Raw genomic sequence first — 15,480 nt, 5'->3', positions numbered from 1 at the left:
CTTTCTATATAGTCAAAAACAATTGACTTTTAAATGTGTTTGAGATATTATGGTAAAATAAGAAGAAATTTAAGGATTGCGGTCATATTCCACAGATGATGTGGGATAAAATGTTAAAAGGGAAGCCGGTGAAAGACCGGCACAGTCACCTCTACTGTAACGTGGACGAAGAAACAGGATGCCATTGATATTGAAAAATATTGAGAAGGCGTTTCTGAGGATGAAGCGAAGTCAGGATACCTGCCGTAATGCCCAGCTTACTTTATTTCCGGGATGAGGAAATGAGTTTATTTTTGTGCAAAAATTTATATGTTATGAAAAGCCTTTCAGTCTATGTACAGAAGGGCTTTCTTTTTTAAAAGAGGGATACAAAGGAAAAGGGAGAGTAAAATGGGAAGTCAAGTACTTATTTATAAGGGAGGAAATGTCGGCTTTCGAGTATTTGGCATGCGGGAAGGAAAACAGTGCGCAGATAAAAATCTGAGTATTGGAACAATTTTTGATGAAGTTTCAGATCAGGCACTTCGTAATAAAATACGTCTGAAAACGGCAGATCTTTCTCCGAATATAAAGAAAATCGGGAAAAGAAGCTTTTACGGATGTACTTCATTATATAAAGTCAGCTTTGGAAATCTGGAAGTGGTGCAGGAAGAAGCATTTTGCGGATGCTCAAAATTAAAGGAAATATATTTTCCGGCTAGTACAAAGTCAATCAGAGATGGAGCTTTTAAAGAGTGTAAACGTCTGGAGTCAGTCACATTTGAACCAAGCAGGGTGAATTTTATCATACCAAGAGAATCATTTTATCAATGTCAGAATCTCACAAAACTTATACTGCCAAGTAAAATAAACCGTATTGAAGAACGAGCGTTTTATAAATGTATGAATTTATCAAAACTGCATTTTCCGGTTACATTAGAATCTATTGGTCGTGAGGCGTTCTATCAGACGGGCTTTACGATGCTGAAGCTTCCCCGTAACCTGAGGGTTTTAGAAGACAGCGCATTTTTTAAGTGCAATCAGTTAGAGTATGTGTTATTGCCGGAATCCCTAAAGAAGATCGGCAAATGGGTATTTCATGGATGTAACCGGCTGAAGATACTGGAGATCCATCATGATCCGGATGAAATTGGGGATTGGATTATTAATAAAAGTGCTGTTATACGATGTAAAAGGGGTAGTAGAATGGATGAATACTGTGATAAATTTGGGTTTACACGGGAATACTGTTAAATTAAGTAAAAAAATTACAAATAGTATAAAAATATTACATAAAAACACTTGTATAATAGTATAGAATACTTATTATATTCAAAATATTGGAGAACTATGTTCTTAATGATTTGAAATATAACTCTATATCATTTATTTGTTATATAAATATTTACTTAATGTTTTTTGCGGAGTTTACAAATTAATTATAGATAGAATTAGTAGTTAATAAAAAATTTTGTTTATTATTATAAAGTGTCAGTATACTATTGACAACTAAATTTATATGAGCTATGATGTATTACAGAAAATCACAAAATTAAATATGGAATTGCGGTCATTTTTCATCTAAGTAATCAATGAAAGTGATAATAGGGAAGCTGGTGAGAATCCAGCACAGTCACCTCTACTGTAACGTGGACGAAGAGACAAATACCATTGATAGGAGACTATTGAGAAGGCGTTTCTAAGGACGAAGCGAAGTCAGGATACCTGCCGTGTTGCAAGTTATTTATTTCTGGGCTGAGGAAATAGGTTTATTTTTATGCCGCAATTCAATCAATTACATACGGGGAATAATAAGCCTTTCTGTCTGAGTGCAGGAAGGCTTTTTTTAATGATTTTCAGGTTTATATAGCTTTTGGACAGTTAAAAAGTCCATTTCTATGGTTAACGATACCATATTTCTATAGAAAGGGAGTAACAGCTGATGAATGGAACGGAAAGGAGGGGAAATAGCGATGATTGGTTCCGAACAGCATGAAAATGAGAGACATGAAAAAGGAGGATTTGATTTATGAAGATTTTTAAAAAATTGACCGCGTTGGTACTGGCTTTAACATTAGTTTTAGGTATGACCACAATTACAGCATCTGCAGCAAGTGATAACCTGGCGATTGGTTCTGTTACTTTAACAGCGCCTACATCCGGTAAAAGTGCAGCAGCAGAATTAAAGACAGTAACCGTTGGCGGTGTAACCCGTTATACTTATAATGCAAAATTACCATCTGGAACAGCTACAAGTGATCTTAAGAAATTAAAAGTTGTTCTGACTGGTGTAAATTCTGATGCAGCTGTCAGCATTGATAGTCAGACAAGCGCTACAGGAAGTACTACAAGAACATTTAATAATGTTGATGTGTCTGCGTCATCTGCTACAATTTCCGTTACTTATGGCGGGGAAACCAGAGCTTATGAATTGACGGCTACTGTGGATGCAACAAAACTTACTGTTGAAATTGGAATTCGGACTACCAATGCTTATAATTATGGTACAGAATATCAGGCAGCAGCAAATGCAATTATGGCTCCTTCTAATAATAAAAATTCTTATGTTACACTTAAACTGGATGCTGGATCTACTGTTATGGATGCACTTGTAGCAGTGGCAAAAGAGCGTGGTATTCAATTAACTGGAGCAGAAAATAATTATATATCCAAGATGTCTAGGGGTGGATATACTCTGGGAGAATTTACCTGCGGAGGTATGAGCGGATGGATGTATACCGTAATTCCTCAAGGTGGAGAAGAGTTTTTACCAATGTATGGTGCAGCTCAGTATTATCTGGAAGGCGGAGAAAAAATTAATTGGCAATATACCTGCAATTATGGTGCAGATATTGGATTTGGATTCTAATTACAATTTGTGAGAAGACAGGGTATCCCATTTCGGATGCCTTGCTTCTTGTTAGAAAGAGGTAGGTTATGGTGAGAAAAGCAAAACGTTTTCTGGCTGGATTTATGTCTGTATGTATGTGTTTAACAATGATTCCTGTAACTACTCAGGCGCAGATGATAAAATCAGAAAATATACAAAGTGATTCAAATTCTAACAGGACGAGTGGAGAAACTAAGGCAGATACCAGATTGGTTACTATTAATGGGTATTGTGGAGAAGCGGGAGAAGAGCCGGATGATATATACTATGATTGGGCATTTAAGCTTTTAGATAGTAATCATGAAGTTATTTATGATTCTAAAATAGATTGTGAAGTTGGCGAAACATACTATTTAATGCTTGATTATAACAATTATCCAAGCTATCTATTTAATCGTGCAGAAGTGACAGGACTGGAATTATCAGAAGCTGATAAAAACAATATGATTGAAGCGATTACAAATGGTACTTTTTCATTTGTTATGCCTGATAATGATATTACATTTGACCTTTATCTTATGAGGCAAGCTTATGTTCGAAGCGTATATATGGAACCGGAAGATGGTGGAACAATAGTAATAACTGGTGAAGAGTATGTGAATGGAAATAAAACTGAATGGTATAACCCGTATAATACCGATGTTACGATAAAGGCTTTACCCAATTTAGGGTATCGTTTCAAGACGTGGGATATATCAACTTCAGGTTCAATGGGACCAGATTTACCTGTTGATCCAGAGCTTTCACAGAATTTAACATCATCGGAAAAGTTATTTAAGATGCCTAATCGTGATGTGCATCTAAATGCATACTTTGAAAAAGACCCCGATGTCGTTTTTGATGCCGTATTTACCGGAGGAGAAGGAGCAGTTGGAACAGCACCAGAAAAAATAACCAGTAAAGAAGCAATTGAAATTACTTTACCTGAAAATACCTTTACATTAAACGGTTATCGATTCCTGGGTTGGTACGATGGTCAAGAGGTTTATAAGCCGGGGTCTGTATACAACATGCCGTTTGGAGGTATCACTTTCACGGCAGAGTGGGCGCAGTCCGGTACATCTAATATTAAATTCGAATCAGGTGGAGCTGATTCCGGAACGCCAATCGTTTTAAAAAACCAGAAACCAGGCGACCAGGTAAAAATTCCGGAAAATCCATTTACAAAAGCAGGTTTTGACTTTGATGGATGGAATGATGGAACGCAGACTTACCAGCCGGGTGATGATTATACGATTCCGGATCATGACGTAACCTTTACTGCCCGGTGGAGTGCGTTTTATACCTTTGAGGCAGGTACCGACGTATGGAATGTATCTGCGAAATGGTGCTACGGTCCTGAGGATGCAGGAATTATTCCTGAGGAAGCTGGAGCTAAAAATGGCAAAATGCCAAAAGGCAACGTAGAACGTATATACTTTGGCATGTCCGGTGAGATCAATCAAAATGCAGATAATTATTACAAATTCGAAGGCTTTACCATTAACGGAAAAACTTATACCGAAGCAACGACGATCTCAAATACCGATTATTTTTCCGGAAATGTGATTATCAGCTTACCGGATAAAGAAGATGCAGATGGCTGCAAAAATGGTAAAGTTGAATTTAAAAATGGTGAATTTAAAGATAACGTTGAGATCAGGCAACATTACACAGAAACAACAGAAAAACGATATCTGGCGGATATTTCATCTCTTGCAATTAACGGTCGAACAGGGAATATTACAAATGATAAAATTGTTGTAAGCGTACCTGAAAATACGGATCTTACGAAATTGAAACCAGTCATCAAATTAAGTGATGGTGCCACAGTTTCCCCAAAATCGGAAGAAGAAGTGGATTTAACGAAGCCGGTTGTTTATACGGTTATATCCAAGGATGGCAGAATAACAAAGAAATATACAGTGTCCGTAGAATTTATACGGAATCACCTGGAAGAAAATCTGCCGGGATGGATTACACAGACATTTGAGGCACGCCGGGACAGAGATGGTGATGGTACCCTGGTACTGGGAAGCGAGCCATTCCTGAAGAGTGCCAGTTCAACCTGGTCCGACTGGGCTGCATTTACAATGGGACGTTTTGGCACGGTTAATTCCGATGGAAGCGTAAACCTGAATTATAAAGATGGTGAAAATAATGAAGGCTACAGCGCTTACATGGAAGCAATGAAAGCAAATATCGAAAAAAGGTATGCGGAGAACGATGGAAAATTAGATGATAATAAAGTGACAGAATGGCATCGTGCTGCACTTGCAATCGCAGCAATCGGAGGCGATGTTACTGATTTTGGAACTTATAATGGCAATGGAATTAATCTAATCAATGATGGAGCCTTTAATGCTGTTGTAGACCCCTCAAGGCAGGGAATTAACGGACCGATTTTTGCATTGATAGCAATGAATATACAGGACTTTACCCGTCCCGCTGAAATGAAATACTCTGATGAATATCTGATCAAATATATTCTGGAGAGACAGCTGAAGGACGGTGAAAATGGAAGCTACAGCGGATGGGCATTGTGGGGAGCGGTATCTGATCCTGATATCTCAGCTATGGCAGTACAGGCATTGTCTGCCTATTACTGGGATGATACGGAATATACTTACACAAATCTGGCAAGTGGTGAGACTGTAACCAAAACGGTTCGTACAGCAATCGATGAAGCATTGAACAGATTGGGGACATTGCAGACAGATCTGGGTGATTACTTATCCTGGGGAACACGAAATATGGAAAGTACGTCTCAGGTACTGCTTGCTATTATTTCTGTGGGAGTAGATCCTTTGACCGACCAGCGCTTTATTAAAAATGGAAATACCCTGATTGACGGTGTTTTACGGTACAAATTAGAGTCCGGTGGATTCTGCCATACCTTTGATTATGATCCGGATAATGCTGCGGCATCTATCGGAGTATATAATTCCATGGCAACAGATCAGGGAGGTTATGGTTTAGTTGCTGCCTGGCGGTATCTGAATGGTATGCGTTATATATATGACTATCGTGCAGAGTTCTCAGCCCAGGATACATCCGTTATAAACACCTTAAAAGCAACAATTGACAATGCATTAGCGAAAAAAGGAACGGAAGGATATTACGAAGCCTTAAATAGTGCTATGGAAACCTATAATAGTACTTTCAAAGAATTAAATGATAATTCTTTACGTAGATATGTACCAAACTACTGGCAGCTTTCCGATGCACTTGACGCTGAAAATGTCACAGTAGATGAGCTGAAAGCAGCAGCAGCGCCGGTAGAAAAACTTATTGAAGCAATTGGTCCGGTAACAAAAGACAGCAAAGCGGCAATAGAAAAAGCAAGAGCTGCATATGAAGCTCTTGCAGATGCAGCAAAAAAATATGTCAGCAATTACAGTGTCTTAACAGCTGCAGAAAAAACTCTGGCTGATTTATCAAAACCGGTACCGCCGGAAGTAGTAAAGGTTACAGGAGTTATATTACAGACAGCATCCATATCTATGTATCCTACCCAGGTACAATTGCTGAAAACAACCGTGACACCAGCCAATGCCGCAAACAAATCAGTAACCTATAAGAGCAATAATACAAAGGCAGTCACAGTTGACGCAAATGGAAAAATAACCGCAAAATCTGCAGGAACTGCTGTTATAACAGTATCCGCACAAGATGGAAGCGGTAAGTCTGCTGCCTGTAAAGTTACTGTTAAAAAGGCAAATGTGAAATTAAATGCAACAAAATTACCATTACAGTTAAAAAAGCGGGTGACGCTTAAGGTATCTGGATTGGCAGCAGGGGATAAAGTGGTCTCCTGGAAGAGTTCCAATAAAAAATATGCGGTGGTATCGGACAAAGGAAAAGTAACAGCGAAGAAACCTGGAAATACGAAAATTACCGTAACTACAAAATATGGAGCCAAAGCAACCTGTAAAGTAACCGTACAGAAAAGCAAGGTGAAAGTGTCCTCTATTTCTGTTAATATGAAAAAGCTTGAGCTGAAAAAAGGTAAGAAGGCAAAATTAGCAGTAACACTTAAACCAATTACGGCGAAAGATAAGGTTACATTTAAATCTTCTGATCCTAGTGTTGCGACGGTAGGTTCTAAGGGAGTAGTAAGGGCAAAGAATAAAGGAGAATGTAAGATTATTATCCGTACGTCAAATGGAAAGAAGAAAACGGTAAGAGTGAAAGTTATAAATAGTAACAAAAAATAAAATTTTAACACGAAATTCCAATTAAAACAATTAAAATACGACTGCACGATCTGGCTGCAGAGAAATGATGAATCAATCTATGGTGATGTCCATATTTGAATTCTTTCTCTGCGGTTCGGATCGTGCAGTTTTTGTATGTAGTGACTAAAAGTATTGAAATAAAATTTTTGCAGGCCGTATTGACAAATAGATAATAATAGGATATGATAACGATATAAATTAAATTAACAGTGTTAAGTATATGCAAAAACCAAAAACAACAACTAAAAAATAAGTGTATAGGAGTAAGTGCATGAAAATATTGATACTATATGCAAGTAAATATGGATGTACAGAGGATTGTAGCAACTATCTCAAAGATAAACTGAACCAGGAAGTAAAAACAATAAATTTAAAAGATGCCGGATCCGTCGATTTGCAGCAATATGACTGGGTTATCATTGGCGGATCCATATACATAGGGAAAATACAAAAAGAAGTAAAAGTTTTTTGTGAACAGAATCTGCAAAGCCTGCTTACAAAAAATATTATTTTATTTATGTGCTGTACAACACCTGATCAGGAAAGTGAGTTCTTCATCAAAAATTTCCCCGCTTCGCTGCGAAAGCATGCTGAAAAAACAGTAAATATGGGAGGTGAACTTCGTCAACATAAAATGGGATTTTTCGATAAAAAAATAACAGCCATGGTGTCGAAACTGGAGCCTAAGAAAAATGAAATACTATATAAAAATATAGATGGATTAGCTGATTTTCTAAATAAGAAATGTTCTTAAATGAAGCTGCTAAAAGAAAAATATTTTTATAGTTTTGGAGGTAAAATATAAAAAAGATACCAATTATCCAAAGAAATTCATTGACTTTCCCATATCAATGAGATAGTATTATTTCATAAACAAAATATTAATTGCGGTCATTTTTCATGCATTTTTTCAGAATCTGCCATGAAAGTGATAATAGGGAAGCCGGTTCAATTCCGGCACAGTCACCTCTACTGTAACGTGGACGAGGAAACAATATGCCATTGGCGCTGCACGGATAGCTGCTGAGAAGGCGTTTCTAAGGTCGAAGCGGAGTCAGGATACCTGCCGTAAAAACAGATTGCTGTATTTCCGGGATGAGGAAGCAGATTTGTTTTTATACCGCGATTTAATGTTTGGTGCATTAGAATGATGGAATAAAGAGGATGGGAATCCGATTTGATTATAATATAAAAGCCTTTCTGTTTACACACAGGAAGGCTTTTATTTTTGTGTAAAAAAATGATAAATAATTCAGGAGGAAATGAAATGAGGGAGAAAAAAGTGATTCAGAAATTTTTCGTTTGGATGATTGTTATGCTGCTGTTGATAACAGATATTCCGGTAATGATTGTTCGGGCGGATGAAACAGGTTCCGGTCAGCAAGAAGTAATCATGCTGAAAACGACTTTACAGGATGGTTTTATCCAGCGGTCAAGCAAAAGAACATTTGATGTCTGGGCAAGGGACAGCGGAGATAACAAAGTGGATTCAGAGGCATTTCTGTACAATGAAGATATGCCCAATGACAGAGAAGCACTGAAGGTGAGCTGGAATGATAAGAAAAAGACCAGCTATTTATTGAATATGTCAGGAAAGCCAGATGGCAGTTACGTTATTATTGTCAGGGGATTTAAGGAAGACAAAGCAGAAAATGAGATTCAATATCATTTTACCTATCAGGCAGCAGATAAAGGCGATTGTATAGGATATGCGGCTTTTGATATCGAACTTTTCACGATTTCAAAAGATTATCTGATTGAACCGGTTCTGGTACCGGTATATGAAGGTGAGAATTCCGTTCGTGTACTCCAGCGGCTGATTCAAAAAAATGGATATGATATGGTATATACGGGAAGCCTGGATACCGGCTTTTATTTATCTAAAATTCAGAATCTTCCATCTGGATTTTTGAAGGATGCGGCTTTAGAGCCTACGGTGGCAACTGTTGATGAAGTGCGCAATGCCTTTGATCCAACTGCTTTTATTGACGGAGAACTGGGAGAATTTAATTTTAGCCGTATGAGCGGCTGGATGTATTGTCTGAATAATGTATTCCCAAATGTAGGATTTGCGGATACCTATCTATCAGACGGAGATGTGGTACGCGTACAGTTCACGGTAGGATATGGTTCTGAGATCGGCGGCTCCGGTGCAATGGGTGGCGGGGATATTGACGATTATTATCTGGTAGCAGACAAAGACCGTCTGACATATCTGCTTGCCAGTATAAATTCTGCAGCAAATAGAGAAGCGTTGCTGAATGATCCAAAGATCAGCCAGATGGTAAATCAGGCGAACCAGGTCATGAGGAATATCGGAGCAGAGCAAAATGTGGTAGATGAGACATCAGAAATGTTGGAAGAAACATTGATTGGTGAAGTAACTGCTATAAAAATGCTGACAGAAGATAAAGAGATTATGATTAATGAAAGTGAAGAGCTGCAGGTGGCAGTGGAGCCGGAACAAACTCATTTTCCAGTTAATCTCCACTGGACATCCAGTGATCCGGAAGTGGTGTCGGTAGAAAGCGGAGTGGTAACGGCTGTAAGTCCGGGTGTGGCACAGATTACAGCCAGTTATAGAGATCTGCAGGCATCCTGTACCATTACGGTACCGGAAAGCCCTATGACCGGGATTGACCTGAGTGCGGATCATTTGGACATTTTGAAAAAACAGGAAAGTGAACTGGAAGTAATCTATCTGCCGTCAAATACATCGGACAGCAGGGAAATACGATGGTCTTCTTCTAACGAAAATGCCGCAACCGTGGATGATAAAGGTCTGGTCGTGGGGAAAGGAACCGGTGAGACGATTATCACGGCTGTCTGTAATGGTTTTGAAGCCTCCTGTACAGTAAATGTCAAAGAGATTCCTATGACGGATATGAGTCTTAGTATGGAATCCATGGAATTAACAAAAGGTGCCACAATGACATTAAAGGCAAGTAGTATTCCTGAGGATGCAACAGATGACATTACCTGGACTTATGTAACATCTGATCCGGAAGTGGCGACCGTGGGTAAGACCGGGATTGTCAAAGGGATAGCCGAAGGGGAGGCCGATATTACGGTTTCGTCAGGGGCATTTAGCAAAACATGTAAGGTAACCGTAAAGGAAATACCGTTGCAGCAAATCAGTATCAGTTCCCCTTGTTTTTCCCTGTCCAGCGTCAGCGGCGTAAAAATTAAAAACTTATTATTAACCGTATCGCCGGATAACTATACGGAAAATATCAGATGGAATAGCTCAGATTCTTCCATTGCAAGTGTAGATGAAAAAGGTCTAGTGATGGCGAAGAAAAACGGTACGGTATGGATAACGGCATACGGAGATAAAAGCGGAGTCAGTGCCAGTACTATGGTAAAAGTGATTGACAAAGCAGTTTCCGTCAACAGTCTGTCATTTCCCCAATCTGAAATATCTCTGGAAGAAGGAAAAACTTTAACATTACCGATCAAAACATCACCGGCAAATGCTACGGATCCGTTTATATGGGTATCCGATCAGGAAAGGATTGTAACGGTCAAAGGTGGCACCATTACGGCAAAATCTTTAGGTACTGCGAATATAACTGTATATTCCGGTGATCAGGCGGCTTCCTGTAAAATAACCGTTCAGAAGAAATCAGAACCAAAGCCAACGCCGCCGCCGACTCCAACACCGCCTGTTCCGCAGCCCCCAAAACCGGTACCACAGCCAAAAGCCTATGTGAAATTAAATGTAAGCAGTATTCCTCTGCAGGTGAAAAAATCAACCAAAGTAGTGAAAGTTAAAAGCATTGGAAAAGGAGACAAGGTTGTATCCTGGACCAGCTCAAATAAAAAAGTGGCAACGGTTACAAGGAGTGGGAAAATTACAGCAAAAAAGAAAGGAACTGCTAAAATTACCGTCAAGACAAAACGTGGTGTAAAAGCAGTCTGCAGGGTAAACGTACAAAAAAGCAGAGTTGTTACCAAATCGATCAAAGTAAATAAGAGCAGTATGAGCCTGAAAAAAGGGAAAAAGGCAACGATTACAGTTGTCAGAAAACCAATTACGGCAACGGAAAAAATTTATTTTGAATCGTCGAATGAAAAAATAGCTACTGTAAATTCGAAAGGCGTAGTAAGGGCGAAGAAAGCAGGACATTGCAAGATTAAGGTGAGAAGCAAAAATGGCAAATCTAAAACCGTAAATATTATGGTTATAAAATAAGTATTTAAACTTATTCGCGGGATGAAGGAGGATGGTTATGAAGTGGAATGTTTTTTGTAAAAGGGTACTTGCCCTGGTGTTAGTTGTTGTAATGATTTTAGGAATCGTACCGGTCACTTCTCTTAAGGTTCAGGCGAAAGCGTGGAACCCCAATGAGGCAAATCAGAATCTGGATATTCGATTCTGGGAAGATGAAAAGCCTGGTATAAGATTCTATATCAATGCAGGAGCACGGTATATCCTGGAGCATGTGAAAGAACCCAGTGTAGGAACCAATAATGGCGAATGGTCAGTAATGGATCTGCTTCGGGGAATGTATATTGGCGCTGATTATATGAATTATATTGACGAGGGATATTTTAGTGACTATTTGAAAAGGGTTGAGCAGTATGTGGTTGACAGAGAAGGCAAATTGGATTTTGCAAAGTCAACGGAGTGGTCCAGGGTTATATTAGCACTCACTGCTCTGGGTTATGATATTACTGATATCGGAGGTTATGATTTTATAGAAAAATTATCATCTTCTTATAAATTTTCTTATTTGCAGGGAATAAACGGTCCAATTTGGGAAATTATCGCTATGAATACAGGCGGATATTCTTTTATGAAAAATCCATCCGATGCTGAACCTGGTGATGTAAATACATATGGAAGAATGATAGATTTTATAGTTAGTAAAGAACTAAAGCAGAAGGATGGTACAAAAGGAGGGTTTTCACTGATAAACAATTTTCCGGATCCGGATGTAACTGGAATGGCACTGCAGGCTTTGGCACCATATTATTTGGATCAGGCAAAATACCTCCGCAGTGGAGCGGATACACCTTATGTTGAATTTTTGAAAGTTGTGGAGCGCGGGATTCTGGAACTCAGTAAATTGCAGGCAGCAAATGGTGCATTTAAGGGTTGGGGAAATGTTAATGCAGAATCTACTGTACAGGTTATTGTGGCATTGACTGCTTTGAATATTGATCCGATGTCTTCGGATGTGGAGCTTCCGAATATTGGTAAAAGATGCGGATTCATTCAGAAGGGCATGGTGCAGGATGGTGTCAACACAAACAATATGATTGACGCGCTTCTTACCTTCTGGGCTTCAAAAAGTGGAGCATCACCGGGGTCTGGAGGATTTAAGCATATAACATCCGGTTTTGATGGCGGCGGCGGTGCAGGAACATCCGTTAATGGAATGGCTACAGATCAGGCGGTTTATGGCTTAATTGCTTATGACCGTTTTAAAAATAAGGAAAATACATTGTATGATATGACTGATATGATGGATGGAAGTTATCAGGAAATGGCGCCTGCTTCATATACAGTTGTTTTTGATGGAAATGATCATGCTGTTGAAAAAGAAGATGTAAAGGAATACAGCCCTTATGCAGAAGTAACAATGCCCGTTTTTACTTCACTTGATGAACAGGAATTTATCGGATGGAATACAAAGCAGGATGGAAGCGGAAGTTTTTATCAGCCGGGAGAATTATTATCAATGCCGGAAAAAGATATTACGCTCTATGCACAGTATGGACAAAGTAATTATTCCATAAGTATAAATCTTGGAGAAGGAACACTTGCCCAGGGAGTTGTTATTCCGGAAAATTACACTCCTTATAGTGATACGATTGTTTTGCCAACAGAGCAGCAGATAACTAAAGATGGGTGTATATTTAAAGGTTGGTACAGAAACCCCTCATTTACTGGGGAACCTGTAACAGAGATACCGAAAGGCAGCTATGGACCACAATCATTCTATGCAAAATGGATTGTAAACTACACTACCGGATTAAATGAATTTTTCGCCATTGTAAATAAGTTAGATGTAGAGGCATTAACAATTTCTGACAGGTCTAAAATTAAAAGGGCGAGAGAAATCTATGATGGACTGTGTGCAATACAGCAGGCAGAAATTAATATACGTTATTATAAGCGTTTGGTTCAGGCAGAAGAAAAGCTTGCTGCTTTAGAAGCAGGGATGGAAGAAAGTAAAATTGTAATTGAGTTAATCAATAATTTGAAAACTGAAGTCACACTGCAGGATGAGAAATCTATATCGGAGGCAAGAGCAACCTATGAATTATTATCGGAAGACGATAAAGAACTGGTTACAAACTATAGTAAACTGGTTGACTCAGAGGCCAAACTTGCAGTACTTGTAGAAAATAGCAATAAGGCAAAAGAAGTAGTTGATCTGATAAATTCTATAGGTGAGATAACATTAGAATCTCAGGAAATAGTGGAAAGAGTCAGAGGAGCTTATAATGAACTTAGTGAAGAGCAAAAAGAATTGGTGGATGCAGAAAGCATGAGAAATCTGGAGTCTGCAGAAGAAATACTTACTTCATTATTAGAGAGTGCTGAGAGAATTGCTTTGGTACAGGAAAAGATATCAGTAATTCCAAAGAATGAGGACCTTAACCTTGAAGACAATAGTTTTCAACTAATTACAGAAGCCCATGCAGCATATTTAATGCTTACAGAAGATGAAAGGACTCAGATAGAGGCAGGAATACTGGCACGTCTTATGGAAGCAGAGAAAAAGTTGTATGATATGGCTCAGAAACTGGCAACGGAAGAAGATTTTGTGGCTGCTATGGATGTTGTAAATAAAATATTGATTTTTGGAGGAGAAATCTCCTTAGAGATGGAACCGGAAATTATTGCAGCCAGAGCTTCATATGATGTACTGGAAAATAATATACAGAAAGTATTAGTAGAAAACTATTATACATTGCTTCGGGCCGAGATGGATCTGGAAAATATGAAGAAGGACAAAATTCTGGCTGATGGATTAATAGAGCGGATTGATGCTATTGGAGAGGTAACGCTGGATAAAGAAGAGGAGCTGGTATCCATTCGTCGTGAATTCGGACGAATGACAGCAAGTCAGAAGAAAATGATTTCCAATTATCAGGTATTAGTTCAGGCAGAAAAAATTCTTTCGAATATGAAATATAATTATAAAAAGGCAAAAGAGGTAATAGATAAGATTGCTGCAATTGGTACTGTATCAATGAGCAGTAAGGATGCAATTCTGTCAGCACGGGCAGCATATGATATCTTAAAGGAAGATCAGCGTGCTTTTGTATCACAGGAGGAGTATCAGATTCTGGTAAATGCAGAAGCAGAGTATGCAAGAATATTAAGCCTCCAGCTAAAGAGTATTGGGCTTAACACATATCAGTTAACTGTAGATGTAGGTGCCAGTGCCAGCCTTCAGGTATCGTATAATCCGATAAATACGATAAACGATAAAACAGTAAAATGGAGCAGCAGCAATAACAAAGTAGTTACTGTGCAAAATGGCCAGTTAAAAGGAATTGCTAACGGAGAAGCAGCAATTACCGCTAATGTTGGTAAATTTTCAGTATTATGCAGGGTAGTTGTACAGTCACCCCTTAAAAATCTTACTATAAATAAGAACAATATTGCGCTTGTAAAGGGCCAGAGCAGCTTGTTATCCATAGGGTACGTGCCTGCTAATACCACCTCTGACAGAACAATTTCATGGAGCAGCAGCAATAATAAAGTTGCAACGGTATCAGGAGGAAGAGTGACCGGACAAGGTGCCGGTTCGGCGGTAATCACGGCTAAAGTAGGAAATCTGACTGTTAGCTGTAATGTAGCAGTTTCTAATTACAGCCTGACTTATGTGCTTGCCGGAGGAAGTAATTATAGTAAAAATCCGATTACTTATAACGGGGATAAAACCATTACCTTAAAGGAGCCGAAAAAGGCAGGTTATCTCTTTAAAGGATGGTATACCGACCGTAAGTTTAAAAAGCAGATTAAAAAGATACAAAAAGGAAAAGGTAGTAATTATACGCTCTATGCGAAGTGGGAAAAGGTAAAGAAGCCGGCAAAGCCAGTATTAAAAGACCTTACCAATACGGGTTCCAAAAAGTTAAAAGTCGTGTTGAAGAAAAAAGTGAAAAATGCTCAGGGATATCAAGTACAATATGCTTTAGATAAACGTTTTCGTAAAAGTATGAAAACAGTTACAATGAAAGGAACAAGCAAGACGATTTCAAAACTAAAAAAGAAAAAGACATATTATGTGAGAGTGAGAGCTTATCGGAAAGATTCACTTGGTAAATACATCTACGGTTCCTACAGTTCTGTCAAGAAATTAAAGATTAAGAAATAAATAAGTTTGAATGAAAAGCACTTTCAAACGACTAATTAAGGAATAGCACAAG

General features: G+C 38.6%; 6 protein-coding genes and 3 riboswitches. All 6 genes read left to right on the top strand.

Going from position 1 to position 15,480, the window contains the following annotated elements; genetic code table 11:
* The first annotated feature begins 62 nt into the window (after positions 1 to 62).
* Positions 63 to 262, top strand: a riboswitch (cobalamin riboswitch).
* A gap of 128 nt (positions 263 to 390) precedes the next feature.
* A complete protein-coding gene (locus CD03_RS0100945) occupies positions 391 to 1,233 on the top strand; it encodes a leucine-rich repeat domain-containing protein (RefSeq protein WP_027292025.1) in 843 nt (280 codons plus the stop codon).
* A gap of 296 nt (positions 1,234 to 1,529) precedes the next feature.
* A riboswitch (cobalamin riboswitch) is annotated at positions 1,530 to 1,726 on the top strand.
* A 282-nt stretch (positions 1,727 to 2,008) separates the two neighbouring features.
* Entirely contained in the window at positions 2,009 to 2,848 is an 840-nt protein-coding gene (locus CD03_RS35610) for a DUF4430 domain-containing protein (RefSeq protein WP_027292024.1), read from the top strand.
* 68 nt (positions 2,849 to 2,916) lie between these two features.
* Positions 2,917 to 7,065 carry an Ig-like domain-containing protein gene (locus tag CD03_RS35605; RefSeq protein WP_027292023.1) on the top strand — a complete coding sequence of 1,383 codons (4,149 nt, stop codon included), beginning with the start codon at positions 2,917 to 2,919 and terminating at the stop codon, positions 7,063 to 7,065.
* A gap of 292 nt (positions 7,066 to 7,357) precedes the next feature.
* Positions 7,358 to 7,840 (top strand): flavodoxin domain-containing protein, encoded by a 483-nt coding sequence (locus tag CD03_RS0100925; protein WP_027292022.1) that lies wholly within the window; start codon positions 7,358 to 7,360, stop codon positions 7,838 to 7,840.
* A 117-nt stretch (positions 7,841 to 7,957) separates the two neighbouring features.
* Positions 7,958 to 8,171, top strand: a riboswitch (cobalamin riboswitch).
* A gap of 182 nt (positions 8,172 to 8,353) precedes the next feature.
* A complete protein-coding gene (locus CD03_RS0100920) occupies positions 8,354 to 11,281 on the top strand; it encodes an Ig-like domain-containing protein (RefSeq protein ID WP_027292021.1) in 2,928 nt (975 codons plus the stop codon).
* 37 nt (positions 11,282 to 11,318) lie between these two features.
* Complete coding sequence (locus CD03_RS0100915; protein WP_027292020.1) at positions 11,319 to 15,428, top strand: InlB B-repeat-containing protein; 4,110 nt, start codon at positions 11,319 to 11,321, stop codon at positions 15,426 to 15,428.
* The last annotated feature ends 52 nt before the right edge of the window (positions 15,429 to 15,480 follow it).

This window comes from Robinsoniella sp. KNHs210 (assembly GCF_000686105.1).
GTDB lineage: Bacteria > Bacillota > Clostridia > Lachnospirales > Lachnospiraceae > Robinsoniella > Robinsoniella peoriensis.
The sequence above is the reverse complement of the archived record's forward strand: the minus strand, read 5'-3'. Positions and strand labels throughout refer to the sequence as shown.